Below are 25772 nucleotides of genomic sequence, written 5' to 3' on the forward strand. Positions count from 1 at the left end.
GCGCGCAGCGGCGCGGTCTCGTCTAGGGGCTGATCGTCCGGCGGCGGCGGAACGACACGCAGCCGCGCCCGTCCGCGCGGGGGATCGGTGGAATCAGCGCCGGTCACGACGGAGCCCCCACGGCCCGGGAGGTCGCCCCCTGGGCGACGTCCCAACAACGCGAGGCCGAAGGCCGAGTCGTTGTCATGCGCGAGCCACCTCCAATCCGAGGTCCCGGACCAATCGTTCAGCTTGCTCGGCGACCACGCCGCCTCGTATCCACAAGGCGACCGTACCGTGCGAGCCTGAAGAGGGATAGAGGCCCATGTCGACGATGTCGATGGTGGCACGCCCCAGGGCCAAGGCGATCTCGGCCACGATGCCCGGGCGGTTGGGGACGAGCACCCGCAGTTCGTGGACCTCGCCGCCCGCCAGGTCGGACTCGAGCAGGCGCCGGCGGTCCTCGCGGGCGGACTCGTTCCACTCGCGGATGCCGGCGTCGTCGCCGGAGGCGAGCTGGTCGCGGAAGCTGGTCAACCGCCCGACCATGTCGTCGATCGCGGCCACCAGGGCGTCGGCGTTGGCGCGGTAGATCCCGCCCCACACGACGGAGTTGGCGCCCGCCACGCGGGTCACGTCGCGGAAGGACGGGCCGGTGGCGGGCAGGCGCTCGCCCTCGGCGCTCAGCACCCGCGCGGCCTGCGCCACCAGCACGTTGGCCAATACGTGCGGGAGGTGCGAGACCGAGGCCATGACGACGTCGTGGGTGTCGGGCTCGATCGCCGTCGGCCACGCGCCGATGCGGGTGATCAGCCGGTGCAGCCGCTCGTAGGCCACGCCGCGGGTCACCGTGGTGGGCGTCAGGTACCAGGTGGCGTCCTGGAAGAGATCGGCGCGGGCGTGTTCGACGCCGGAGGTCTCCGCACCCGCCAGTGGATGCCCGCCGATGAAGCGCGGGTCCTCGATCGCACCCGCGACCGCCCGCTTGACCGACCCGACGTCCGTGACGACGCACGAGTCGGCCGCCACCTCCAGCACCGAGGAGACCATCGCGGCCAGCGACTGCACCGGCGCCGCGACAAAGGCGAAGTCCGCGCCCTCGACCGCCGCCTCGACGGAGCCGTGGGCCTCGATCACGGCTCCGCGGGCGATCGCGGTCTCACGCGCCGCCGCCGACGGGTCGTAGCCGCTCACGTGCGCCCCGAGGCGCTGGCGGGCGGCCAAGCCGATCGAGCCACCGATCAGCCCCACGCCGACGACGGCGACCTTCACGCGGCGGCGCTCAGGACCTTGCCGGCCACCGCCGCCGCCCGCTCGACCTGTTCCAGGTACGCGCCGAACGCGTCGCTGTAGATCTGCTGCGGTCCGTCGCAGATGGCCTCTTCGGGGTTCGGGTGCACCTCGACGATGATGCCGTCCGCGCCCGCGGCGGCCGCGGCGAGCGACAGCGGGAGGACCATGTCGCGCCGGCCCGGGGCGTGCGACGGGTCGACGATCACCGGGAGATGCGAGAGCTCCTTGAGCATCGGGATGGCCATGATGTCGAGCGTGAAGCGGTACGCGGTCTCGAAGGTGCGGATGCCGCGCTCGCACAGCATCACGTTCGGGTTGCCCTCCTTCAAGACGTATTCCGCCGCCATCAGCAGCTCTTCGAGCGTCGAGGAGAGCCCGCGCTTGATCAGGACCGGTTTGCCGGTGCGCCCGATCTCGGCCAGCAGCGGGTAGTTCTGCATGTTGCGCGCGCCGACCTGGATGACGTCGGCGACCTCGAGGATCGCCTCGACGTCACGCGCGTCCATCAGCTCGGTGACGATCGGCAGGCCGGTTTGTGCCTTGGCCTCGGCGAGGATCCGCAGGCCCTCTTGACCGAGCCCCTGGAAGCTGTACGGCGACGAGCGCGGCTTGTACGCGCCGCCGCGGAACATCGAGGCGCCCGCCTCGGCGACGGCGTGCGCGGTGGTCAACGTCTGATCGCGCGACTCGACCGTGCACGGCCCGGCGATCATCGAGAAGTGGTCGCCGCCGATGAGTCGCCCGTCGATCTCGATCACCGTGCGCTCGCCATGAGCCGCGAACTGCCGCGAGGAGAGCTTGTAGGGCTTCAGGATCGGGACGACCTGCTCGACGCCCGCGTGCTGCTCGAGGTTGAGCCGCTGCACGTGCTCACGGTCACCGACGGCGCCGATCACGGTCACCTCTTCGCCGCGCGACGGGTGCGCCTTGGCACCGCAGCTCTCGATGCGGTCGATGACGGAGAGGATGTCCTCCTCGGTGGCCGTCGGCTTCATGACGATCATCATTTGCGTACTCCTGGGAAAGGCCTGGCTAGAACATACGACGTGAGAGCTCCGGCGCTCGACCCTTGGGCCTTGATGCGGCGGCGATCACACGCCGGCCGAGCGCCTAGCTAAATCGCCAGGTGGAATACGCGTAGGTACGACCGAACGCCCGGTTCCGGTGTGAAAGAGCGGAGATGGCGGGCGTCGAAGCCATGCGCGAGCCGCGAGGTTACAACAGCGCGCCCAGAGTTTCCAGGAAGCGCTCGTTCTCGGCCTGCGTCCCGACCGTCACCCGCAGCGCGCCTTCGCGCCCGAGCGCCCCGCCGGCGCGGACGAGGATGCCGCGCTCGGCCAGCCCGCGCATGACGTCGGCCTCCACACGTTCCTCGCCGAGGTCGAACCAGACGAAGTTGGCCTGCGACTCCGCGGGCTCGAGGCCGAGCTCGCGCAGCCCGTCGATCAGCCCGATCCGCTCGGCCAGGTTGCGCTCCACCCGCCGCGTGACCTCGTCGGTGTGGTTCAAGGACTCAAGCGCCGCGGCCTGCGCGGCGGCGTTGCAGAAGAACGGCTGGCGGACCTGGTCGACCGCCGTCCGGAAGTCCTCAGACCCGCACAGCGCGTAGCCGACCCGCAGCCCGCAGAGCCCGTAGACCTTCGAGAAGGTCCGCAGCAGCACCAGGTTCGGGTGCTTGTCGAGCAGGTCGATCGACTCGTCCGGGTCCTGCAGGACGTTGAACTCGATGTAGGCCTCGTCGAGGATCACCGCGACGTGGCGCGGCACGGACTTCACGAAGTCGGTGATCTCGTCCAGCGGCAGCGCCGTCGAGGTCGGGTTGTTCGGGTTGCAGACGATCACCAGGCGCGTGGCCACGGTGATCTCCTCGGCCATCTTGTCGAGCTGGTGGTAGTGCTTGGCGTCCAGCGGCACCTCGATCGCGCGAGCGCCGGAAGCCGCCGCGAGGTGCGGGTAGACGCTGAAGGACGGCCACGCGTAGACGAGCTCCGCGCCCGGCTCAAGCAGGGCGTCGCCGGCGGCGAGCAGGATGTCGCAGGAACCGTTGCCGACCGCGATCCGCTGCGCGGGGACGCCGGTGCGCTCGCTGAGCCGCTTGCGCAACGCCGCGTTGGTCGGGTCCGGATAGCGATTGAGGCCGGTGAGCGCCTTCGTGACCGCGTCGATCACGGCCGGGATCGGCGGGTAGGGCGACTCGTTGGACGCGAGCTTGGCGATCGGCCCCTCCGACGCGTACCCGTCGGCGGCCGGATAGACGGGGATGCGGCGGACCTTCTCGGCGTACTCGATGGCCATCGCAGAAGAGGTTATCGGCGCAACGAGGCCTCGAAGCCGTCCAGCAGCCAGTTCAGGCCGACCTCGAACGGCTGCGTGATCAGCGGCTGGCCCATGCTGACGAAGCGTTCGAGCATCGGGAACTCGCCGCTCTCGAGCAGGTAGCGCACGTGCGGCTGGTCGTAGGCGTCGCGGAACTGCTTCGCCATCCTCCGCCCGCGGTCGTCGCTGCCGCCGCCCTCGAGCTCCCGGTACGTGTAGCCGATCGTGTAGTCGTCGACGGCGATCACGATGCCGCTGAGCAGCTCCGGCGGGTGCCCCTGCTCCCCGAGTTGGGTCACCGACTGGGCGGACTGCTCGATGTGGCGCAGCAGGTTCGGGCTCACGCGCGGCCGGTCCTGCAGGGTCGTGAGCAGCCAACGGTGATTGAGGAACGCCGAGCGGCTCTGCATCGCGATGGCGTGCAGCGCCTCGCGCCAGTCGGCCGGCAGCTCGGGTACGAGCATCTCCGCGGCGACCGAGTCCCCCATCAGGTCGAGGATCTCGTCGCGCGAGTCGAAGTAGTGATAGAGCGACATCGCGCCCGCTCGTAGCTCGCGGGCGAGCCGCCGGATCGACACCTCCGCCAGGCCCTCCGAGTCGGCGATCTTCAGCGCGGTCTGGACGATCTCGGCCCGCGAGAGCCCGCCGCGCTGGCCGCGGCCGCGCGGCTCCGGGCGGGCCCAGATCGGCGCCTTCGGCTCAACGTCTCTTGACACACGTACAGTGTACTCCTATCGTACGCCGTACTATGTCGTACAACGTACGAGACTCTGCGGTCCTCACCGAGGACCTGGGCAAGCGCTTCGGGGAGACCGAGGCGCTGAGCGGGTTGGACCTGACCGTCGAGCCGGGCACCGTGCTCGGCCTGCTCGGCCACAACGGGGCCGGCAAGACGACCGCGGTGCGCATCCTCACCACGCTCCTCGCCCCCACCTCCGGCCGCGCGCTGGTCGCCGGCCACGACGTCGCCCGCGAGCCACGCGCCGTGCGCGAGAGCATCTCGCTCGCCGGTCAGCAGGCCTCGCTCGACGAGCGCCTGACCGGGCGCGAGAACCTGACGCTGCTCGGGCGTCTGCAGAAGCTGTCCAAGGGCGATGCCGTCGCCCGCACCAAGGCCCTGCTCGCCCGCTTCGGCATCGAGCACGCCGCCGACCGCCAGGTCGGGACCTACTCCGGCGGGATGCGGCGCAGGCTCGACCTGGCGGCCTGCCTGGTCGTGCATCGCCCGGTCGTGTTCCTCGACGAGCCCACGACGGGCCTCGACCCGGGGAGCCGAGCCGAGATGTGGGGCGCGATCGAAGGCCTGGTGCAGGACGGCGCCGCGCTGCTGCTCACCACGCAGTACCTCGACGAGGCCGATCGCCTGGCCGACGAGATCGTGGTGCTCCGCGGCGGGAAGACCGTCGCCGCCGGCACGCCCGCCCAGCTGAAGGCGCGCGTCGGCGACCGCCGCGTGCACCTGACGATCCCCGCCGACGGGGCGCTGGCCGGCGCCGCGCGCGTCTTCGAGCGCCTCGATCCGGAGCTGGACGTCCGCGCCCGCACGCTCTCGATCCCCGCTCCCGACGGGCCGAAGGACCTGAAGGCGGCGCTGGACATGCTCGAGGAAGCGGGCCTGACGGTCGAGGAGGCGTCGCTGAGCCAGCCGACGCTCGACGACGCGTTCTTCGCGCTGGCCGGCGAACGCGCGGCATGACTCGCGCTGCGCGCTCGCATGCCGTGGAGGACGCTCGCCTGGCGGCTCACGTCCTCCGCGCACCACGTATCAGCCATTCCTTTCACGAGGTCCGGCTGCTGGCCGGCCGCAGCCTGCGCCACATCCCGCGCATCCCCGAGAAGGCGTTCGGCGCGGTGCTGCTGCCGCTCGTCTTCGTCCTGCTCTTCGCCTACGTCTTCGGCTCCGCGATCCAGGTCCCAGGCGGCGGGAACTACCACGCCTACCTGGTCAGCGGGATCTTCGCCCAGACGATGATCGGCACGCTGCCGGGGATCGCGGTCGGCGTCGCCTCCGACAACCGTTCGGGCCTGATGGACCGGCTCCGGACGCTCCCGATCGCCCGCGGCAGCGTGATCGCCGGCCGCACGGTGGCCGAGTTGGTCGAGCTGTGCGGGGGGCTGCTCGTGGTCGCGCTCTGCGGCCTGATCGTCGGCTGGTCGCCGGACGGCAGCGTGGTCGAGACCGCCGGCGCCTTCGCGCTGCTGCTCTTCATGGCCTTCGCCGTGACCTGGGCCGGCGTGTGGGTGGGGTTGATGGTGCGCGACCCCGACGGTGCCGACGGCATCGTCATGTCGATCATCTTCCCCGCGATGTTCCTGAGCGGGATCTTCGTGCCGGTCGCCGGCCTGCCGGACGGTCTGCGCCAGATCGCGGAGCTCAACCCGCTGACCTCGCTGGCCACGGCGATGCGCCAGCTCTTCCACTCGCCCACCGGCCCGCTGCCGGACGTCTTCACGCTCCAGCACCCGGTGATCACGTCGCTGATCTGGGCCGTGGTGCTGATGGCGATCTTCGTGCCGCTGGCGATCCGCCGCTATCAGCGGATGGGTCGATGACTCACTGCGCGCCCTGGAGGTCCAGGCGCAGCTTGGCCGCGTCGCCGAGGTAGACGTGTTCGGGCGTCGTCCCGTCGGGCTTGTAGCCATGGATCAGCACACGGATCACCTGCGGCAGCGCGCCCGGCACTGGGATCTCGCGGGCGCACAGCAGGGGGACGGACGAGAGACCCATCTCGCGCGCCGCCACCGCGGGGAACTGCGCGTCAAGGTCCGGCGTGAGCGTGAAGATGCAGCTCACGAGGTCGTCGGCGCCGAGGCCGTTGCGGGACAGGATCTCGCGCATCAGCGCGTCCGTCGCCGAGAGGATCGCCTCGGCGGTGTTCTCGGTGACGGTGTTGGCACCTCGGAGCGCGACCAGCCGCATGTCCGCCATTCAACCAAGCTCGCGCAGGTGCTCGATCTCCACCCTGCTCAACTCGCGCCAGGCGCCCATCTCCAACTCGCCCAGACGCAGCGGCCCGAAGGCGACGCGCTCAAGCGAGAGGACCGGGTGGCCGACCTCCTCGAGCATGCGCTTGACCTGGCGCTTGCGGCCTTCGCGGATGGTCAGCTCGAGGTGGTTCGAGGCGATCTTGCGGACCTTGGCGGGCGCGGTCACGCCATCCTCGAGCTCGACGCCCTCGCGCAGCGCGCGCATCGCGGGCTCGTGCACCGGCGAGTTCGCGACGCGGGCGCGGTAGGTCCGCGGCACCTCGAAGGAGGGGTGCGTGAGCCGGTGGGCGAGGTCGCCGTCGTTGGTGAGCAGGATCAGGCCGGTCGTGTCGTAGTCGAGGCGGCCCACCGGGTACAGGCGCTCCTTGCTCGGGATCAGCGACACGATCGTGCGGCGCCCCTCAGGGTCCTTGACCGTCGAGACGACGTTCGGCGGCTTGTGCAGGAGGTAGACGACCCGGTCGTGGCCTTCGGTCTTGACCCGCTTGCCGTCGACCTTGACGATGTTGAGGTCGTCCACGTCGCGAGCGGGATCGGTGATGACGGCGCCGTCGACGGTCACGCGGCCGTCGAAGATGATCGTCTCGGAGGCGCGCCGCGAGGCGACCCCCGAATGGGCTAGGTATTTGGCGAGGCGCATTCGAGTGGCCTGCCACGATAGGTGGCGTGGATCTCGAGTTGCTCGATCGGACCCTCGCCGAGGCGGGCGAGCCGGCGTTCCGCTCGCGCCAGGTGTGGCGCTGGGCGGCCAACGGCGCGCACGGCTACGACGAGATGACGGACCTGCCGGCGGCGCTGCGCGCCCGCCTGCACGAAGCCGTCCCCTTCTCCACGCTGGAGTTGGTCAAGGAAGCGCACGCGTCAGACGGCACCGTCAAGGCGCTCTTCCACACCCACGACGGCCGCGCCGTCGAGGCCGTGCTGATGCGCTACCGCGACGGCCGCCGCTCGATCTGCGTCTCCTCGCAGTCCGGCTGCCCGCTCACGTGCACGTTCTGCGCCACCGGGACGATGAAGTTCGGCCGCAACCTGACCGCGGCCGAGATCCTCGACCAGGTGCTGCACTTCCGCCGCATCGAGCCGGTCGACCACCTCGTCTTCATGGGGATGGGCGAGCCGATGATGAACCTGGACAACGTGCTCGCCGCGTCGAGCAAGCTGCCCGACGTCGGCATCACCCACCGCCGCACCGGCATCTCGACCGTCGGCTGGGTCCCCGGCATCCAGCGCCTCACCGAGAGCGACATGCCGATCCGCCTCGCGCTCTCCCTGCACGCTCCCGAGGACGCGCTGCGCTCGAAGATCATGCCCGTCAACGAGCGCTTCTCCATCCGCGAAGTTCTCGATGCCTGCGAGGCCCATTACGTAAAAAAGCGCCGTCAGATCTTCATCGAGTACGTGATGCTTGCGGGTGTCAACGACGGCTACGCGCAGGCCGTCCAGCTCGCCCAGCTGCTGGACCCGAAGATCTACAAGCTCAACCTGATCCCGTACAACCCGACCGACAGCATCTACGACGGGTCGTCCCGGAACTCGATCGACGCGTTCAAGGCCGCGCTCGAGGAGCACGGGCTCCGTGCGACGGTCCGCCTGACCCGCGGGCGCGACATCGACGCCGCGTGCGGCCAGCTCGCCGCTAAGACCGATCAGCCGTCAGCAGCGCCTGCACCTGCTCCAGCAACGCACTCGGCGTGAACGGCTTGGCGAGGAAGCGCTCGCCGTCCTGGAGCCGCGTGTCCTTGCCCGTATAGCCCGAGATGAACAGCACGTGCGTCTCCGGAGCGCGCTCGGTGATGCGCGTGGCCAGTTCGCGCCCGTTCATGCCGGGCATCAGGATGTCCGTGATCAACAGGTCGGCGTCGGCGCCGTTGAGCGCCTCCTCCCCCCCGGCCGCCAGCCGCACCTCGTAGCCCGCCGGCTCCAGCACGGCCCGCATCAGCGCGCGGATCGAGTCGTCGTCCTCGACGACGAGCACCGAACCTGAGCCGCGCTCGGGCGTCTCGGCGGGCTGCGCCGCGTCGGCCTCCCCCAGCGCTTCGCCGCCGCGCGGGAGGAAGATCGTGAACGTCGTGCCGCGCTCGAGACGGCTGTCGACGGCGATCCGCCCGCCGCTCTGGTGGACGATCCCGAAGACCGTCGACAGGCCGAGGCCCGTGCCCTTGCCCTCCTCCTTGGTGGTGAAGAAGGGCTCGAAGATCTTCGTCTGGGTCTCGGCGTCCATGCCCGTCCCGGTGTCGGTCACGCTCAGGCGCACGTGGCCCTCGTCGTTCGCCACGGTGGCGATCCGCAGCTTTCCGCGGCCGTCCATCGCGTCGCGGGCGTTGATCGCGAGGTTCATCACGACCTGTTCGAGCTGGCTGCGATCGGCCACGAGCGGGCACGGTGCGGGATCGAGCTCGAGCGCCATGTCGATCTGCTCGCCGATCAGCCGCGCCAGCAGCGTCTCCATCTCCGCCACGACGGTGTTGAGGTCCATCGGCTTGGGCCGCAGGGTCTGCCGGCGCCCGAAGGCCAGCAGCCGCTGGGTGAGCTCGGTCGCCCGCTCGCCCGCCCGCTTGGCCTCCTCGATGAAGGTCCGCTGCGGTTCGTCGAGCTGTGGCAGGGCGAGCTCGGAGAACCCGATCACGCCGGTCATCAGGTTGTTGAAGTCGTGCGCGATGCCGCCCGCGAGCCGCCCGACCGAATCGAGCTTCTGGGATTGCAGCAGCGCCCGCTCGAGCTCCTTACGGGCGGTGATGTCGCGGGCGATCTCCGCGATCGCCACGACCGCGCCGTCGGCGTCGCGGACCGGGGAGAGCGTCAGGCTGACCTCGATCTCCTTCCCGTCGCGCGTCAGGCGCACCATCTCGTGCCCCACGACCGACTCGCCCCACGCGACGCGGGAGATGATCGAGCGCAGCTCGTCGACCTCGTCGGGTGAGGCCACGAGCTCGATCGAGTTGCCGACCGCCTCGTCGCCCACGTAGCCGTACATCCGCGCGGCGCCGCGGTTCCAGGTCTGGATCCGGCCGTCGGTGCCGAGCCGCACCATCCCGTCGTCGGCGGACTCGACGATCGCCGCCATCGCGCGCACGGCCTCCTCCGCCCGCTGGCGCGCCGCGACCTCGGCCGAGAGCTCGGCGGTGCGCTCCTGCACCCGCCGCTCGAGGTGCTCCTGCAGCAGCGCGCGATCCAGCGCCGCGCCGACCTGGATGCCGAACGCGTCCAGCGTGCGCAGCTCGTCGTCGTCCAGCAGGCGCTCGTCGGGGCCGACGAGCTGGAGCCGGCCGAGCCCGCCGCCGCCGCTGCGCAGCTCGACCGTGAAGTCCACCGGCGGCGCCTGGTCGAGCGAGGTCATCCGCGAGCACGTCCCCGCCCCGCCCGCGAGGCGGTCGCCCTCGACCTCCATCCACGCGCCGCGCACGCCGGGCAGCTCGAGCGCCCGTGCCAGCGCCTCGAGCACCACCTCGTGCTGCGTCGAGGAGCGGTTCAGGCCCTCGGCGAGGCGGTAGAGGAGGTCCAGCGACTGGTAGGAGCGGGTCAGCTCGTCGTCGAGGTGAACCGTCTCCTCGAACGTGGAGAAGAGGAACTCGAGCACCTGCTCGCGCTCGGCGCCCACCGTCGCGGCGGCGGGCACGCGGCTGCGCTCGACGCCGTCGGCCAGGCAGCGCTGGACGCGCGCGAGCAGCGACGCGCTCTCGTACGGCTTGCGGACGAAGTTGTCGGCGCCGCAGGCGAGGCCCTCGATCACGTCCTGCGGGCTGGTGAGCGAGGTGAGCAGGATCACCGGGGTGTCGTGCAGCACCGGGTCGGCCTTGATCGCGCGGCACAGCGTGTAGCCGTCCATCCGCGGCATCACGACGTCGGTCAGCACGAGCGCTGGATGGCGCGAATGCGCGATGTCCAGGGCGGCCGCACCGTCGGGCGCCGCGATCGTCTCGTAGCCGGCGCGCTGCAGGAGGAACAGCAGCTGCTCGCGCTGGGTCGGGCTGTCCTCGACGACCAGGATCTCGCTCATCGCACCCGCTCCATCTCGACGGCCCATAGCGCCTCCGCGATCGCGGCGGGAGGAAGCACCTCGCACGCCGCCTTGAGGCGGACGGCCTCGCCGGGCATGCCGAAGATGACGCTCGACGCCTCGTCCTGGGCGATCGTCAGGCCGCCGGCGTCGCGCATCTGCCGCAGGCCGTCGGCGCCGTCGCGGCCCATGCCGGTCAACAGGATGCCGACCGCCTCACGCCCGCAGGTCGACGCGACCGAGCTGAAGAGCCTGCTGATCGATGGCCGGAACCCGTTCATCGGGGGTCCATGGTCGAGGTTGAGGCGCCCGTCGCGCGTGACCGTCATGTGACGGCCGCCGCCCGCGACGTGCACGGTCCCCGCCCGCAACGCCTCGCCCTGGCTCGCGACCACCACCTCCATCGGCGTCCGCGTGCCCAGCCATTCGACGAACCCATCGATGAACCCGTCGGAGATGTGCTGGACGAGCAGCACCGGGACGCCGAGCGTGCCCGGCAGCGCGGCCAGGATCGCGGAGATCGCCTGCGGGCCGCCGGTCGAGGCGCCGATCGCGACCACCTTCGCCTCGTGCGGGCGCGGGAAGCGGTTGGACGGATGCGTGCCGTTCACCTGGCGCCCGTTCCAGCGGCGGACGACCTTGACCTCGGCCATCAGCTTCAGCGTGCGCAGGAGCTCCGCGGCCGACTCCTCATGCCCCTCGTCCCACAGTGCCGGTGGCTTCGAGAGCAGGATCAGCGCGCCCGCCTCAAGCGCCGTGAAGCCGCCGCGGGTCTCGGACTGGCTGGAGCTCGCGGTCGCCATCACGATCGGCGTGGGCGTGCTCGCCATGATCTGGCGCGTCGCCTCGTAGCCGTCCACGTTGGGCATGTGGACGTCCATCAGGATCACGTCCGGGCGCAGGCTGGCGGCCAGCTCGACCGCTTCGCGCCCGTCCTTGGCGGCGCCGACGACCTCGATGCCCGGGTCGTCCTCCAGCAGGTAGCTGAGGTAGGCGCGGGTGACCGCGGAGTCCTCGGCCAGCAGCACCCGGATCATGGCCTGACCCCGAGCCGGTTGATGATCTCGAGCAGGTTGGACTGCTCGAAGCTCGACTTGACGACGTAGGCGTTCGCGCCCACCTCGATCCCGCGCTCCTTGTCCTCGCGCGCCTCGAGCGCGCTGACGAGCACCACCGGAAGGTCCTGCAGGCGCTCGTCGGCGCGGATGCGCTGGGTGAGCTCGAAGCCGTTCATGCGCGGCATGTCGACGTCGGAGACGACGAGATCGAAGCGCTCGCTCTTGAGCGTCGTCCACGCGTCGAGCCCGTCGACGGCGACCTTGACCTGGTAGCCGGCGAGCTCGAGCAGGCCGCGCTCCATCGCGCGGGTGGTGACGGCGTCGTCGACGACGAGCACCCACGGCGGGCCGTCGGGCTCCGGCGCGGGCTCGGCGATCTCGGGGCTCGTGTCAGCGATCGTCCGCGCCTCGGCCGCACCCGCGACGAGGTCGGCCGGGCGCAGGACGAGGACCAGCTCGCCGGCGCCGAGCAACCCCGCGGCGGCGACGTTGCGCACGCGGATCAGCGGCGGCTCGAAGTCCTTCACGAGCACCTCGCGGTCGCCGACGATCTCGTCGACGAGGACGCCGGCCCGCTGTCCGCCAGCATTGAGGATCGCGCACGCGAGTCGCTCGCTCGGAGCGTGCGACGCCTCGATCCCGAGCAGGTTCGCCAGCGGCGCGCACGGCAGCAGCTCGCCCTCGTAGCGGATCTTCAGCTGCCCGCCCTGGGTCAGCGGCTCGGGGGCGATCGCGCGGTCGACGTTCTCGATCGGCAGGAGGAAGCGCTGCTCGCCGGCGCGCACCAGCAGGCCGCGGAAGGTCGCGATCGTCGCGGGCGCGATCAGCCGGATCGTCGTGCCCTCGCCCGGGCGGGTGTCGAGCTGGACCTCGCCGCCGAGCTTGGTGACCTGCTCCTTGACGATCGCCAGCCCGAGCCCGTGGCCGGACACGTCGGTGATGACGAAGCTCGTGCTCAACCCCGAGCGGAAGACGAGCGCCAGCGCCTCCTCCTCGGACGCCGGAACCGCGATCCGCGCGCGGCGGGCGGCGTCCTGGACGCGCTGCGCGTCGATCCCGCGGCCGTCGTCGGTGAGGACGAACTCGACGCGGCCGCGTTCGAGGGGGCGGACCGTGGCCGTGAGGCGGCCGATCGCGGGCTTGCCCAGCGCGGTGCGCTCGTCTGCGGGCTCAAGGCCGTGGTCGACGGCGTTGCGCACCATGTGGATGAGCGGGCCCTTGATCGCCTCCAGCACCCGCCGGTCGACCCGCAGCTCGCCGCCGGTGGCGGAGAACTCGACGCGCTTGTCCTGGCTCTGCGCGAGGTCGCGGACCATCAGCGGCAGCAGGTCGAGCACGCTGGAGGCGGGCATCATGCGCACGCGCTGGGCCTGCTCGAGCAGGCCGTCTACGGCGCCCGCGATCGAGCGCCGGTCGCGCCGCAGCCCGGTGACCATCGCGCGCGCGGTCGCTTCCAGCGCGCGGATCTCGGCCAGCGGGTCCTCGGCGCGATGGGCGTGGCGCAGCCGCTCGTGGAACGCCTCGGCGCCGGTGACCCACTCGTCCGCGGCGAGCTTGATCGCCAGCAACTCCTCGCCCCGCCGCAGGAGGACGTCGAGGTCGTCGGTCGCCATCCGGATCGTCGCGGCGCGCTTGGCCGCGACCGCGGGCCCGGGGACGGCAACCGGCGCATCCGGCTCCGCCGCCGGCTCGGGCTCGGGTTCGGGTTCCGGTGCACGCTTCGGCTGCGGCGCGATGTCATCCGGGTCGATCACCGCGCGGTCCAGGCGCTCCAGAAGGTCCGGCGGCACGGGCGTCCCCGGGCCGCTCGCGACGAGCACCGCGATCGCCGCGACCGCCTCGTCGAGCAGGGAGATCACCGCCTCGCCCGGCAGGGTTTCCGAGCGCTTGAGGACGCTCAGCAGCGCCTCACAGCTCGCGCAGAGGCGCTCGACGTCGCGCTGACCCACGGACCGCGCCGCGCCCTTGAGCGTGTGCATGTCGCGAAAGGTCGACTCGACCAGCGCCCGGGCCTCCTCCTCCGGCCGCTCGGCGGACAGCTCCAGCAGGTGGCGGCGGAGCGCGACCAGGTGCTCGTCGGCCTCGACGGCGAACGTCGCAAGCAGCCGCGCCATCAGCTCCGAGTCACGCCTCGGCATACGCCCCCGCGAGCGTGCGGTCGCGGCGACCGTTCGGCGAGACGAGGTCGGTGAGGCGCTTGGAGAGGTTGTCGAGCTCGCGCGCGGCCTGCTCGACCTGGCGGGTCGCGGCCATGTTCTGCGACGACGCCTCGCGGATGTTCTGCATCGCCAGCGCGACCTGGTCGACCCCGGTCATCTGCTGCTGGGAGGACGCGAGGATCTGCTGGGCGGAGTCCGCGGCCTGCGCGAGCCGGTCGCCCAGCTGGCGGATCGCCTCGCCCGCCTCGGTCGTGATCGCCTCGCCCGCCTCACTGGCCTTGACGCCCTGCTCGGCGGCCATCACGGCGGCCTGCGTCGCACCCTGGATCTCGCTCAGGATGTCGCGGATCTGCGACGTCGCCTGGCGCGACTGCTCGGCCAGCGACTTCACCTCGGAGGCGACGACGGCGAAGCCGCGCCCCGCGTCCCCCGCCTTGGCGGCTTCGATGCCCGCGTTGACGCTGAGCAGGTTCGACTGCTCCGCGAGCCCGTTGACGGTGCGGACGATCTCGCCGATCGCCTGCGCCTGGTCGGAGAGCGTGAGGATGCGCTCCGCCAGCGCCTCCATCCGCGCCCGCGCCTCTTGCGTGCCGCGCACGCTCTCGTCGACGGCGCGCCGGCCGTCGCGCGAGATCTCCGCCGTCTCGCGCACGTCCTTGGCTACGAGCCGCGCCTTCTCGGTCGTCAGCGCCACGGTCTGTCTGACCTCGTCGGCGGTCGCGGTCGTCTGGTGGATCGCGGTCTCCTCCTCCGCCGCGCCGCTGGCCTGCTGCGCGGTGGCGGCGAGGATGCCGGTGGAGGCCGACGCGATCGTGGCGACCGCGTCGTGCAGGTGGCGGGTGACCGCGCGCCCGAGCCCCCAGGCGATCAGGACCCCGAGGATCATCGCCGCGGCGGCCACTGCGACGAGCAGCCAGATCGAGCGCAGCGCGTCGTCGGCCGCCTCCGTGGCGGTCGTCCCTGACCGCTTGCGCTCCGCCGCGACGAGGTCGACGGCCAGGTTGCGCATCGACGAGCGGACCGGGATGACGTTCTCGTTGTAGGCCTTCAGCGCCCCGGCGTCGTCACCTGACCGCTTGAGGTCGACAGCGTTTTGGACGGCGGTGTGCCACTGGTCGAGCTGGCGGACGACCTCCGACCAGCCGGAGACCTGCGCGGGCGTCGTGCTGGACTCGCGCACGCCGACCGCGGCCGCGCGGGCCACCTTGAAGCGCTCCTCGAGCGTGTCGATCGTCGCGGCGCGGCCGGTCAGGAGGTAGCTCGTCATCGCGACCGACGACGCGTCCAGGCCCTGAAGCGACTCAGTTCCGCCGAGGGCGCGGTCCTGCAGCGTCGCGACCGCGGAGGTGAAGTTCTCGCGGGAGGAGCGCAACGAGAGGATCGCGAACACCGCGGTCCCGAGCATCAGCACGAGCACCACGCCGTATCCGGCGGCGATCCGCCGGCCGATCGTCTGGTTGCGCATCACGGCATCTCTTTCATTCGTCGTCGATGCGCAGCCGCGGGTCCGCGGCGAGCGCTTCCAGGTCCAATACGGTCACGAGGTCGCGGTCGAGGTCCTGCACCCGCTCGCGCGTGGTCTGCTCCACGGTTTCGGCCGCGATCCCGAACGTCATGCCGTCGACGGCCACCGCGACGGTCTGGGTCAGCTCGGCGCTTGGGTCGCCGTGCGGGACGAGCTGGCGGCGCAGATCCATCACCGGCAGCACGCGCCCGCGATGGTTGACCACGCCCAGGAGGAAGCCGGGCGTGCCGGGCACCGGCGTCGGGCTTCCCAACGGCGTCGCTTCGAGCACGTGCTCCGCCGCGAGCGCGAAGCGGTCGCCGCAGAGCGTGATCCGCACGTAGTCACGGCCGGCGTCGCCGGTGTCGGCGGCGGGGGGAATCGCGAGCAGGCGCGCGCGCTCGGCCAGCACAGCGCGCTCCTCCTCGGGCGTCTGAGTCTCGACGAGGGCGCGGCGCGCCGCCGCCAGGCGCTCGCGGGCCAGGTCCCAATCGAACGTCTGCGTCATCGCTCGACCCGGGCCAGGAGCGAGGCGGGCGCGTGCTCGCCGAAGAGCTCGGCGGCGGTCGTGAGGCTGCGGCGGCCGGACTCCTCGTCGCCGCGACGCAACAGCAGCGAGCCGAGCCGGAAGTGGGCATTGGCCGAGTCGGGCTCGCTGTAGATCGCGCGTCGGACGGCGGCGATCGCGGCGGGCAGATCCCCGCGCTCCTCCTCGACGGCGGCGGTCAGCAGGTGCGCCTCGGCGTCGAGCGGGTCGTCGCGGAGCGCCTGCAGGCAGAGGGCGATGGCGTCGTCGAGCTGGCCGCGGTCGGCGGCCGCGCGGGCGCGCTGGAGCGCGGACTCGAGCGGGGGCGCGGCGGGCGTCTTGCGCTGGTCCGGTTGGGCTTGGGTGGGCACCGGTGGAGCGCTGTCGCGCCGGCGCAGCAGCCGGACACCGGCGAGCTCCACCGGCGCCAGCAGGTTCGCCTCGGACGCGGGCGTGGAGTCCAGCGGGCTCACCACCAGCCAGCCCTCGGGCGCGAGCGCCCGCCCGAGCCGCACCACGGCCTCGTGGCGGATGTCGTCGGCCAGGTACATCAGGACGTTGCGGCAGACGATCAGGTCCAGCGAGCCGGGGTAGGCCTCGGTCGCGAGGTTCAGCGGCGCGAACTGCACCATCGCGCGGATCCGCTCGTCGACGACGTGGCGCCTGGGATCGCGCGAGTCGAAGTGGCCGCGCGCCCAGACGGGCAGGTCGCGCAGCGCCCAGTCGCCGTAGACGCCGGAGCGGGCGACCTCGAGCGCGTGCGTGTCGAGGTCTGAGGCCTGGATCGACACCCGCCAGCCGGTGCGATCGGGGAGCAGGCGGTCGACCACCATCGCGAGCGAGTACGGCTCCTGTCCCGCGGCGCAACCCGCGCTCCAGAGCGACAGGCGCAGGTCGCCCGCCGCGCGGCGCTGGGCGATCAGGTCGGGCAGCACGCGCTCGACCAGGGCGGCGTACAGCGCCGCGTCGCGGAAGAAGTAGCTCTCCTGGATCGTCAATGCGCGGATCAGCGCGCGCCAGCGCGGATCGGTGGTCGGCTGCGCGCGCAGCGCGTCCAGCAGCTCGCGCGGCGCGTCGGTGGCGCCGTCGAGCGCGCGCTCGAGATCCGCCTCACGGCGCGCGGGGAAGTCGAGCCCGAGCCGGTCGCGCACGAGCGTCCGGGCCTCGTCCATGACGTCGCCCGGGAGCGTCAGCGCGCTGCTCCCGTGAGCGCCGCGTCGAGCGCGACCTCGTCGTCGGCGGTGAGGAAGGCATCGAGGTCGTAGATCGCGAGCACGCCGTCCTCGAGTGACGCCACGCCCGCCATCGGCGCCGGTGACTGCTCGACCGGCGGGCCGATCCGGCCGCGCTCGATGGAGATCACGCCGAGGACGTCGTCGACCGGCAGGGCGACGCGGCGCGTGTTCGTGCGTGCCAGGACGAGGCGTGCGCTCGGACCGCGCTCAGTGGTGGGACGCCCGATGCGCAGATCGAGATCGAGGACCGGCACGATCTCTCCGCCGACATTGACCGCCCCTCGGATCCCCATCGGCGACTCAGGCAGCGGGGACACCGCGACCATGCCGACGACCCGCGCGACGGCCGCCAGCGGAAATGCCCAACTTTGCCCGCCGACGACCACGGCGACGAGCTCGACATCGTCTCCAGCGCTGCGTTCGCGCCCCATTCCGCGGTCGGTATAGCGCGGTCCGAGACACCGCGGAGCCGGTTCATCGCGGCGCGCGCGCGAATCCCGCATGAGAGCACAGCGCGCCGGATTTCGGCTGGGGTATATCCCCAAGTCAGCGCGCGGACTTACGCGTCCGCGCGCTGAGCAATGAGTCAGGCTCGGGTGGGTGTGATCGCCGGGCTCGTGCCGAGCACGTTGCCGGCGGCGTCGTAGGCGCGCAGGGCGACGACGGCGGCGGTGGACTTCGCGGTGATCGAGGTCTCGAAGCCGGCGCGGTTGGCCGACCCGATCGGGGCGAGCGTGTTCGCGTCGGCGCCGGCGAGCAGCTCCCAGCGGGCCACGCCGGTGGCGCCGTTCCAGCTCACCGTCGCGGTGATGCTGCCGCTCTTGGTGCTCGCGATGGCCTTCGGCGGCGTGGTCGGGCGGCCGCTCCACTCGTACCGGAAGGCGCGGTAGTTGTCGTTGCCCTTGGCGAGGTGGCCGTCGAAGAGCACCTCACCCGTCGGGCTGAACTCGGTGAAGTAGCGCTGCGAGCCCCAGCCGACGAACTCGTCGCCGTTGGGCAGGCGCTCGTTGTTGCCTTGGCTGGAGGAGAGCAGCTTGTCCGGGTGGGTGAACGCGTTGACGAGCGTCGCGGTCTTGGCCTGCTCGTCGAGGCGGATGGTGATCGCGCGCGAGGCCTTCTTCGTCGGCGGGGCCGCGGAGTTGTCGAACAGCGTCAGCGTGCCGTCGGCCTGACGGCGGATGTTGTGCTGGTAATCGAACCGCACGCCCTTGCCGAGCTTGAAGTCGGAGTGCTTGCCGCCGAGCCGCCACATGATCTTGCCGGTCGCGCGGTTGATCTTGTAGATCGTCGACACGTTGCGGCCGGAGACGAGGAAGTTGCCGTCCGTGTCGATGGTGACCGCGTTGGCGTGGAAGTACTCCCACTCGAACCCGTTCTCCTTCGGGGGCGGCGTGTAGGAGTCGGCGGGCGAGACGTTGCCGAAGCTGTGCCACTCGAACAGCACGAGGCCGGTCTTGAGGTCGATCTCCTGGATGATGTTGTCGACGACGCGCGCGTCCTTGCGACCGCCCCACTTGCGCAGGTCGCGCTTGTCGCGCTCGTAGGCGATCACCAGCGCGGTGTTCTGCGGCGTGATCGTGAACTCGTGGATGTCGAACGAGTAGCCGTTGCCGGCGTGGACCTGCGCGATCGGCGTGTAGGACGAGTCGAGGATCTGGCCGACGCCGTCGCCGTCGCCGCCGTAGAGCACGCCCTCCCACCACGTCAGCACCGGCTGGCCGTTGTAGGTCTGCACGCGGAAGTCAGCCGCGAGCTTGCCCTCCATCGGCTTGAACCAGATCAGCTTGCCGCTGTTGTCGACGATCATCGGGCCGTCCTGGCCACGTCCGCCCTTCGGGGCCAGGAAGATCAGCCCGGGTGCGGTGCCGGGCTTGTTGGTGGTCACCGTGAGCGACGGCGGCGCGAGGTCGCGGCGGGTCTTGAAGCCCTGGACGGTGCCGTTGCCGACCATCGCGCCCTCGACGGGGCGGTTCTTGCGCCCGGTGCTCTCGCCGATCGAGAACGAGTAGTCGCCGGCGGCGGTCCCGACGATCTGGTCGTCCGTCGTGACGGTGACCTTCTCGTTCGCCGTGAACGGCTTGGTGGGCACGAAGCTGGCGCCGAGCCCGTCGGAGTGCGGCTTCAGCGTCCCGGCGTGGGTGCCGCTCTTCGATCCCTTCACGGTGATCGTCCCGAGCGTCGCCGGGTCGCCGCCGCGGAAGCTGATCTGGGTCTTGGCGGACGCCGTGAGCGTCCCGGGGACCGGATAGACCGAGAAGGTCACCGGGGGTGTCTGCGCCTGGGCCAGGCCGATGAATGAGAGGCAGCACACGGCCGCCATCGCGCCGAGCGCGAGGATCAGTTTCCGCACGACCGCTCGCAACCCGCCAAGCGCAGAGAAGTTGCGCATCGCGCTCAACGGCCTACCGCGCGGCGGCGGCTTCGCCGCGGGCCTCACCCGCGCGGAGCAGGCGATCTCTGAGCGCGGTGGCCTCCTCGGGCGAGGGGTCCCACTGCGCGATATCCGGCAGCTCCTCCGGCGAGTCCAGCCCGAAGAGCTTGAGGAAGAGCGCGGTCGTGCGATAGAGGACCGCGCCGAACTGCGAGCGCCCCGCCTCCTCGATCAGGCCGCGCTCGACCAGCGCGGAGGTCGCGGACTCCGAGGCGACGCCGCGGATGCGGGCGACCTCGGGGCGGCTCACCGGCTGCAGGTAGGCGACGATCGCGAGCGTCTCCGCCTGGGCGGGTGTGAGGGCGGGCGTGCGCGGGCGGGCGAGCAGGCGCCGGGCGGCCTCCTCGGCGTCCGGGTGCGAGGCGAGCGCCAGGCCGCCGGCGATCCGGCGGATGACGAGCCCGCGACCCTCGAGGTCGGCCTCGAGCTCCTTGCACGCCTGCGTCACCGCGTCCTCACCGACCTGCAGCGCATCGGCGAGCTCCTCGATCGAGACCGGGTCGGGCGCGAGGAAGAGCAGCGCCTCGAGGTGCGCGGAGAGGTTCATCGGCGCGCCTCGCCGGGCGAGGTGGCGGTGCGCGCGCTCACGCCGCCGCCCGCTGCGGCGCGTCGGCGGTGACCATGATCGGGCCGAAGGGCTCATCCTGCTCCCACGCGGCCTCGCCGCGCTTGTAGAGCTCCAGCAGCGCCCAGACGGTCACGCAGACCGTGACGCGATCGGCGTCCTTGACGGCCTCGTCGAAGCTGAAGCGGCCGCGGCGCAGGAGGTCGCGCAGGATCTGCAGGCGCTCACCGACCGTCACGCGCGCGGTCGCCATGTGGGTGACGTCGATCGGCGCCGGCACGCGCAGCAGCGCGCCGAGCGAGGCGCCCAGCACCGCCGGGTCGTACGCCGCCTGGGCGCTGGCCACCGGGACCTTGCGCAGGCCCTCGGGCAGGCGGGCGGAGCGCAGCAGGAAGGACTGGCCGTAGGCGTGACGTTCGGCCAGGTGGGCGCCCGCGCCGCGGAAGCGCGCGTACTGCAGCATCCGCTCGACCAGCTCCTCGGCGGCCTCGGCGGGCTGCAGCTCGTCGAGCTCCTCGACCTCCTCGCCGGGCAGCATCAGGCGCGACTTCAGCTCCAGCAGCGCCGCGATCAGCACCAGGAACTCGGTCGCGGACTCCAGGTCGAGCTCTTCCAGTGACTCGAGGTGGTCGAGGTAGGCGATCACGACCTCGGCGAGGTCGACCTCGAGCAGGTCCAGCTCCTCGCGCAGGATCAGTGAGAGGAGCAGGTCGAAGGGACCGGCGAAGACGTCGAGGTCCAGCTCGAGGTGGGCGATCCGCACGCCCCGAAGGCTAGGTGGCGCTTCGGACGGGCTTACCGACGCCCATCGCGTCGCGCACGTCCGCGACCACCGGTGCCGCGATCGCCGTAGCCTTCGCGGCCCCGGCCTCGAAGATCTCCTCGATCGCCGCCGTGTCCTGGCGCAGCTCGAGGTAGCGCTCGCGCACCGGGGACAGCCAGGCCGCGACCTCTTCGCCGACGGCGGTCTTGAAGTCGCCGTAGCCCTTGCCCTCGAAGTCGTGCTCGATCGCGTTTGGCGCCGTGCCGCGCACGACGGCGAGGATCTCGATCAGGTTCGAGATGCCGGGCTTGTCGTCGGCGCGCACGATCTCGCGCCCCGAGTCGGTCTCCGCCCGCTTGAACTTCTTGACGATGCTGGCGGGCTCCTCGTCGACGTAGACCGTGCCCGCGGGCGTGCCGCCGGTGGTCGACATCTTCTTGTCGGGCTCCTTGAGGTCGCGCACGCGGGCGCCGACCGTGGGGATGTTGCCCTCTGGGACGACCAGCGTCTCGCCGAAGCGCTTGTTGAACGCTTCCGCGACGTCGCGCATCAGCTCGATGTGCTCGCGCTGATCCTCCCCCACCGGCACCTCGTGGGCGCGGTAGGCGAGCACGTCGGCGGCCATCAGGACCGGGTAATACAGCAGCCCCGCCGACACCCGGTCGCGCGCGGTGCCGGCCTTGTCGCGGAACTGGTGCATGCGGTTGAGCTGCCCGACCGACGTCACGCTCGACAGCAGCCACGTGAGCTCGGTGTGCTGGGGAACGTCGCTCTGGCGGAAGAGCACGCAGCGCTCCGGATCGAGCCCCGCGGCGACCAGCAACGCCGCCGTGTCCCGCGAGCGCTCGCGCAGCTCGGCGGGCTCGTACGCCACCGTCGTGCCGTGCAGGTCGACGATGCAGTAGATCGCGGGATCCGCTCGATCCTGGCCCTCCACGTACTGCAGGATGGCCCCGATGTAGTTGCCGAGATGCTTGCGCCCGGTGGGCTGGATGCCAGAGAAGATCACCATCGCTGGCGGCTCAGAGTACCGGGCGGCTCTTGCATGCAAGTCGTATACCGGGGTCTGACCCCGGTATACGAGCGGTATGCATGGTTCGAGTCTGGCTCGCTGGAGTCGGTTGGCGAATGGCCGGTCCGACCGATGTGGTGCAGCCGCCAGTGCGTCGGGCCGCCCGCGCTCGCGATGCGTGCCTCTGGCACGTGAGCAGCGTGGGTGGCGCGAGGCGCCGCGGATGCGCCGCAGCGGGCGCACCGGAATTCGTCAACCGGCTGCTATGCGGTGCGGGGCGAGAGGGCGAGCAGCGCGTTGAGGATCTGGGCGAGCTGGCCGAGCGGCGTGTTGGCGAGGGTGCCGGAGGGGTTGAGGATTCCGGTGATGCCGCAGAGCAGGTTGCCGAGCAGGTTGCCCGGGCCCTGGACGGCGTCGATGCGCAGCTGGATCTGATCGGTGCGGACGACGAGGCCGAGCAGGTTGAGGTTGATCGGGCCGAGGTCGAGGCTAAGGATCGAGCAGGCGTTGCCGGCGGGCAGCGGCGGGAGCGGGACCGGCGGGACCTGGGCGGCCTTCGCGGGCGCGGTCGCGTTGGCGACGGCGGCGGGCGCCTGGACGTTGTCCTTGGTCACCTTCTTGGAGCCGAGCTTGCCCTTGACGGTGCCGACGGAGTAGAGCTTGCCGCCCTTGGCGATGAACTTCTGGATCGTGTACGTGCCGGTGAAGGTCTTGCCGCCCTTGGCCTTGCCGGTCATCGGCACCACCTGCGTGAGCCGCGCCGGACCATCCTGCGCGCTGGCAATACCGGTGCCGCCGAGCAGCATCAGGCCGCACGCGAGCGTGGCCGCCGTGGCGGCCTTGAACATCCTGGACATGAGGGTTCCTCCCCTACGAGGTTTGAATTGCCTTGCCAGGGAGGCTCCCCAGGCCGCTCGGGGCGCGAAAAGGCGCGCGACGCTTTCAGGACCGCGACGTCAGAAGCAATTGACGCGGACGGCCCGCGATCCGCGCGGTGCGGCCGAAACCGCGATGTCATGTCACCCGACGGCAGGGCCGCCGGGTGTCACGAACGTTGACGCTGCTTACAGCGGCTGGCGGATGACCGGCCGCTTGGCCGCACCCGCCTCGTCGAGGCGCCGGACCGGCGTCCCGTACGGCGCGTTGCGCGCGATCTCCGGATCCTCGGCGCCCTCGCGCAGGATGTTCGCCAGCGCCTCGGCGAACAGGTCGAGGGTCTCCATCGTCTCGGTCTCGGTCGGCTCGATCAGCAGCGCCTCGTCGACCAGCAGCGGGAAGTAGACCGTCGGCGGGTGGAAGCCGTGGTCGAGCAGGCGCTTGGCCAGGTCCAGCGTGCGCAGGTCGAGCTCCTTCTTCATCGGCGCGCCGGACAGCACGAACTCGTGCATGCAGAGGCGGTCGTAGGCCGGCGGGAGGTACTCCGTCACGCCGAGCGCGCGCAGCTTCGCGAGCAGGTAGTTGGCGTTGAGGACCGCGGTCTCCGACGCCTCCTGCAGGCCGTCGGAGCCGAGGCTGAGGATGTACGCGTACGAGCGCACGAAGACGCCGTAGTTGCCCTGGAAGCCGCGCAGGCGGCCGATCGACTTCGGCCGGTCGTAGTCCAGGTCGAAGGTGCCGTCGTCGCGCTTGACCACCTGCGGCTTGGTCAGGTACGGCTCCATGCGATCGGAGACCGCGATCGGCCCGGCGCCCGGACCGCCGCCGCCGTGGGGCTGCGTGAACGTCTTGTGCAGGTTGAAGTGCACGATGTCGAAGCCCATGTCACCCGGCCGCGTGCGACCCATGACCGCGTTGAGGTTGGCGCCGTCGTAGTACAGCGTCGCGCCGACGCCGTGGACGATCTTGGCGATCTCCTCGATGTTGCGGTCGAACACGCCGAGCGTGTTCGGGTTGGTGAGCATCAGGCAGGCGACCTGCTCGTCGGCCTTCGCCCGCAGGTCCTCGACGTCGACGCCGCCGTGCTCGTCGGTGCCGACCTTGACGACCTCGTAGCCGCCCATCGTCACCGTCGCCGGGTTGGTCCCGTGCGAGGTGTCCGGCGTGAGGATCTTCGTCCGCTGGTCCCCGCGGTCCTCGAAGTAGGCGCGGGTGAGCAGGACGCCGGCGAGCTCGCCGTGCGAGCCCGCACTCGGCTGGAGACTGACGTGGGGGAGCCCGGCGACCTCCGACAGCGCGCCCTGCAACTCGTGCATCAGCTGCAGCGCGCCCTGAGCGCGCTTGGGGTTCTGCAGCGGGTGCAACCTCGAGTTGCCCGGCAGCGCGGCCACGCGCTCATGCAGCTTCGGGTTGTGCTTCATCGTGCACGACCCGAGCGGGTAGAAGCCGGTGTCGAGGTCGAAGTTGCGCTTCGACAGCCGGTTGTAGTGGCGGACGATCTCCGGCTCGGCGATCTCCGGCAGCTTCGGCGGCTCCGCGCGGCGGAACTTCTCCGGGAGCGCGTGCGACGGCACGTCGAGTTCCGGCGCCACGAACGCGCGGCGGCCCGGCTTGGACTTCTCGTAGATCGTCTTCGCGCGGTCGCGCTGCATGTCGGTCTCGACCAGCGCGCTGCGGCGCGGATGCGGGTCGTGACCCTCGATGCTCGGGTCCGCGTGCAGGCGGTTCTCGGTGATGCTGCTCATGCGAGCGCCTCCGTCAGGACTTCCGCCAGGCGGTCGATGTCGGCCTTGGACCGCTGCTCGGTGATCGCCACCAGCAGGACGTCCTCGCCCACCGGGTGACCCGGGTTGACGCCGCGCTCGGCGCAGAACTCGACGACCTCGGCCGCCGGCTTGGCGAGCTTGAGCGCGAACTCGCGTACCACCGGCTGGTCGTGGAGGGCTTCGACGCCGTCCAGCGCCGTCAGCGTCTCCCGCGCGTAGTGGGTGCGGGAGACGAGCAGCTCGCCGAGCTCGACGATCCCCTCGCGGCCCAGCCAGCTCAGGTAGATCACGCCCGCGAGCGCGTTCAGCGCCTGTGAGGTGCAGATGTTGTGCGTCGCCTTCTCGCGGCGGATGTGCTGCTCGCGCGTCTGCAGCGTCAGGACGAAGCCGCGGCGGCCGTCGACGTCGGTCGTCTCCCCCGCGATCCGGCCCGGCATCCGGCGGATGTAGTCCTGCTTGGCGGCGAAGAAGCCGAACGACGGGCCGCCGAAGTCCAGCCGGTTGCCCAGCGTCTGGCCCTCGCCGACGGCGATGTCGACGTCGAAGTCGCCCGGAGGCCGCAGCACGCCGAGCGTGAGCGGGTCGCACTGGACGATCAGCAGCGCGCCGGTGGCGCGGGCGATCGGGCTCAGCGTCTCGAGGTCCTCGATCGCGCCGTAGAAGTTCGGCTGGCCGAGGAAGACCGCCGCGACGTCGTCGCCGACGTCCTGCAGGTCCGTGAGCCCGTTGGCGAGCGGGATCGTCTCGATCGTCGTCCCCCAGCCGGCGGACGTCGTCTCGAGCGTCTCGCGGCTGTGCGGGTGCAGGCCCTCGGAGACCAGGAACCGGGTCTTCTTGGTGTGGGTGTGCGCGAGCCAGCCGGCGGCCGCGATCGCGCTCGGCCCCTCATAGACGGACGCGTTGGAGACCGGCAGGCCGGTCAGCTCGCTGATCGCCGTCTGGTACTCGAACATCACCTGCAGCCCGCCCTGGCTGATCTCGGGCTGGTAGGGCGTGTAGGGCGTCAGGAACTCCGACCGCTGCAGGATCGAGTCGATCAGCGCCGGCACGTAGTGGTCGTACATGCCCGCGCCGAGGAAGCTCAGCTCGTCCTCGGCGGACACGTTCTTGGCGGCGAGGTCGCGCAGCTTCGCGTAGACCTCCTGCTCCGGCTTACCCGGTGGGAGATCGAGCGCGCGGCCGAGCCTGACGCCCTCGGGGACGTCGGCGAAGAGGTCGTCGATCGTTTCAACACCGACCGCCGCCAGCATCTCCTGCCGGTCGGCCTCAGTGGCGGATGTGTAGCGGCTCATAGTGAGCCGCTC

The 25772-nt window shown here is 71.3% G+C and carries 23 protein-coding genes; 3 read left to right on the forward strand and 20 right to left on the reverse strand.

All coding sequences use genetic code 11. From position 1 onward, the window contains the following. Nucleotides 1-183: 183 nt before the first annotated feature. The 4 genes from OM076_RS31255 to OM076_RS31270 form a co-directional block, all read right to left on the reverse strand. A complete protein-coding gene (locus tag OM076_RS31255) occupies nucleotides 184-1251 on the reverse strand; it encodes a prephenate dehydrogenase/arogenate dehydrogenase family protein (protein ID WP_270044060.1) in 1068 nt (355 codons plus the stop codon). Next, nucleotides 1248-2279 carry a 3-deoxy-7-phosphoheptulonate synthase gene (gene aroF, locus OM076_RS31260; RefSeq protein WP_372518100.1) on the reverse strand — a complete coding sequence of 344 codons (1032 nt, stop codon included), beginning with the start codon at nucleotides 2277-2279 and terminating at the stop codon, nucleotides 1248-1250. Before aroF ends, OM076_RS31255 begins: the two co-directional genes overlap by 4 nt. Nucleotides 2280-2487: 208 nt before the next feature. Next, nucleotides 2488-3567, reverse strand: a complete 1080-nt coding sequence (hisC, locus tag OM076_RS31265; protein ID WP_270044062.1) for a histidinol-phosphate transaminase — start codon at nucleotides 3565-3567, stop codon at nucleotides 2488-2490. Nucleotides 3568-3578: 11 nt separating this feature from the next. Continuing rightward, nucleotides 3579-4304 (reverse strand): TetR/AcrR family transcriptional regulator, encoded by a 726-nt coding sequence (locus tag OM076_RS31270; RefSeq protein WP_270044063.1) that lies wholly within the window; start codon nucleotides 4302-4304, stop codon nucleotides 3579-3581. Nucleotides 4305-4336: 32 nt separating this feature from the next. On the opposite strand from OM076_RS31270, the gene OM076_RS31275 reads away from it, so the two are divergent. Together OM076_RS31275 and OM076_RS31280 are read left to right on the forward strand one after the other, a co-directional pair. After that, a complete protein-coding gene (locus OM076_RS31275) occupies nucleotides 4337-5284 on the forward strand; it encodes an ATP-binding cassette domain-containing protein (protein ID WP_270044064.1) in 948 nt (315 codons plus the stop codon). Continuing rightward, nucleotides 5281-6141 (forward strand): ABC transporter permease, encoded by an 861-nt coding sequence (locus OM076_RS31280; RefSeq protein ID WP_270044065.1) that lies wholly within the window; start codon nucleotides 5281-5283, stop codon nucleotides 6139-6141. Before OM076_RS31275 ends, OM076_RS31280 begins: the two co-directional genes overlap by 4 nt. 1 nt (nucleotide 6142) lies before the next feature. On the opposite strand, the gene aroH is transcribed toward OM076_RS31280, so the two are convergent. Together aroH and OM076_RS31290 are read right to left on the reverse strand one after the other, a co-directional pair. After that, nucleotides 6143-6517, reverse strand: a complete 375-nt coding sequence (gene aroH, locus OM076_RS31285; protein WP_270044066.1) for a chorismate mutase — start codon at nucleotides 6515-6517, stop codon at nucleotides 6143-6145. Next, nucleotides 6518-7216: a pseudouridine synthase gene (locus OM076_RS31290; protein WP_270044067.1), complete on the reverse strand. Its 699-nt coding sequence runs from the start codon at nucleotides 7214-7216 to the stop codon at nucleotides 6518-6520. It abuts the gene before it with no gap. 26 nt (nucleotides 7217-7242) lie between these two features. On the opposite strand from OM076_RS31290, the gene rlmN reads away from it, so the two are divergent. Next, nucleotides 7243-8271, forward strand: coding sequence for a dual-specificity RNA methyltransferase RlmN (gene rlmN, locus OM076_RS31295; RefSeq protein ID WP_270044068.1), 1029 nt, complete (start codon nucleotides 7243-7245; stop codon nucleotides 8269-8271). Here rlmN and OM076_RS31300 read toward each other — a convergent pair. From OM076_RS31300 to gcvPA, 14 genes are all read right to left on the reverse strand, one after another. After that, entirely contained in the window at nucleotides 8213-10573 is a 2361-nt protein-coding gene (locus tag OM076_RS31300; RefSeq protein WP_270044069.1) for an ATP-binding response regulator, read from the reverse strand. The genes rlmN and OM076_RS31300 overlap by 59 nt on opposite strands. Beyond that, on the reverse strand, nucleotides 10570-11610 hold the full coding sequence (cheB, locus tag OM076_RS31305) for a chemotaxis-specific protein-glutamate methyltransferase CheB (RefSeq protein ID WP_270044070.1): 1041 nt from the start codon (nucleotides 11608-11610) through the stop codon (nucleotides 10570-10572). Before cheB ends, OM076_RS31300 begins: the two co-directional genes overlap by 4 nt. Further along, entirely contained in the window at nucleotides 11607-13769 is a 2163-nt protein-coding gene (locus tag OM076_RS31310; RefSeq protein WP_270044071.1) for a hybrid sensor histidine kinase/response regulator, read from the reverse strand. The genes cheB and OM076_RS31310 overlap by 4 nt, the downstream gene beginning before the upstream one ends. Continuing rightward, nucleotides 13756-15255, reverse strand: coding sequence for a HAMP domain-containing methyl-accepting chemotaxis protein (locus OM076_RS31315; protein ID WP_270044072.1), 1500 nt, complete (start codon nucleotides 15253-15255; stop codon nucleotides 13756-13758). Before OM076_RS31315 ends, OM076_RS31310 begins: the two co-directional genes overlap by 14 nt. Nucleotides 15256-15268: 13 nt before the next feature. Continuing rightward, the gene (locus OM076_RS31320; RefSeq protein WP_270044073.1) at nucleotides 15269-15802 is read right to left on the reverse strand and encodes a chemotaxis protein CheW; all 534 of its coding nucleotides are present in this window, start codon (nucleotides 15800-15802) and stop codon (nucleotides 15269-15271) included. After that, a complete protein-coding gene (locus OM076_RS31325; RefSeq protein WP_270044074.1) occupies nucleotides 15799-16992 on the reverse strand; it encodes a CheR family methyltransferase in 1194 nt (397 codons plus the stop codon). Before OM076_RS31325 ends, OM076_RS31320 begins: the two co-directional genes overlap by 4 nt. Nucleotides 16993-17009: 17 nt before the next feature. Beyond that, nucleotides 17010-17486, reverse strand: coding sequence for a chemotaxis protein CheW (locus OM076_RS31330; protein ID WP_270044075.1), 477 nt, complete (start codon nucleotides 17484-17486; stop codon nucleotides 17010-17012). 155 nt (nucleotides 17487-17641) lie between these two features. Continuing rightward, nucleotides 17642-19405: an arylsulfotransferase family protein gene (locus OM076_RS31335; RefSeq protein ID WP_270044076.1), complete on the reverse strand. Its 1764-nt coding sequence runs from the start codon at nucleotides 19403-19405 to the stop codon at nucleotides 17642-17644. 52 nt (nucleotides 19406-19457) lie between these two features. Beyond that, complete coding sequence (gene scpB, locus OM076_RS31340) at nucleotides 19458-20033, reverse strand: SMC-Scp complex subunit ScpB (protein ID WP_270044077.1); 576 nt, start codon at nucleotides 20031-20033, stop codon at nucleotides 19458-19460. A 37-nt stretch (nucleotides 20034-20070) separates the two neighbouring features. Further along, nucleotides 20071-20814, reverse strand: coding sequence for a segregation and condensation protein A (locus OM076_RS31345; RefSeq protein WP_270044078.1), 744 nt, complete (start codon nucleotides 20812-20814; stop codon nucleotides 20071-20073). A gap of 10 nt (nucleotides 20815-20824) precedes the next feature. Beyond that, a complete protein-coding gene (trpS, locus tag OM076_RS31350) occupies nucleotides 20825-21826 on the reverse strand; it encodes a tryptophan--tRNA ligase (RefSeq protein WP_270044079.1) in 1002 nt (333 codons plus the stop codon). Nucleotides 21827-22089: 263 nt separating this feature from the next. Further along, nucleotides 22090-22683: a hypothetical protein gene (locus tag OM076_RS31355; protein WP_270044080.1), complete on the reverse strand. Its 594-nt coding sequence runs from the start codon at nucleotides 22681-22683 to the stop codon at nucleotides 22090-22092. Nucleotides 22684-22890: 207 nt separating this feature from the next. Further along, nucleotides 22891-24354: an aminomethyl-transferring glycine dehydrogenase subunit GcvPB gene (gene gcvPB, locus OM076_RS31360; protein WP_372518101.1), complete on the reverse strand. Its 1464-nt coding sequence runs from the start codon at nucleotides 24352-24354 to the stop codon at nucleotides 22891-22893. An 89-nt stretch (nucleotides 24355-24443) separates the two neighbouring features. After that, nucleotides 24444-25760 (reverse strand): aminomethyl-transferring glycine dehydrogenase subunit GcvPA, encoded by a 1317-nt coding sequence (gene gcvPA, locus OM076_RS31365; RefSeq protein ID WP_270044082.1) that lies wholly within the window; start codon nucleotides 25758-25760, stop codon nucleotides 24444-24446. Nucleotides 25761-25772 lie beyond the last annotated feature (12 nt).

This window comes from Solirubrobacter ginsenosidimutans (assembly GCF_027587205.1).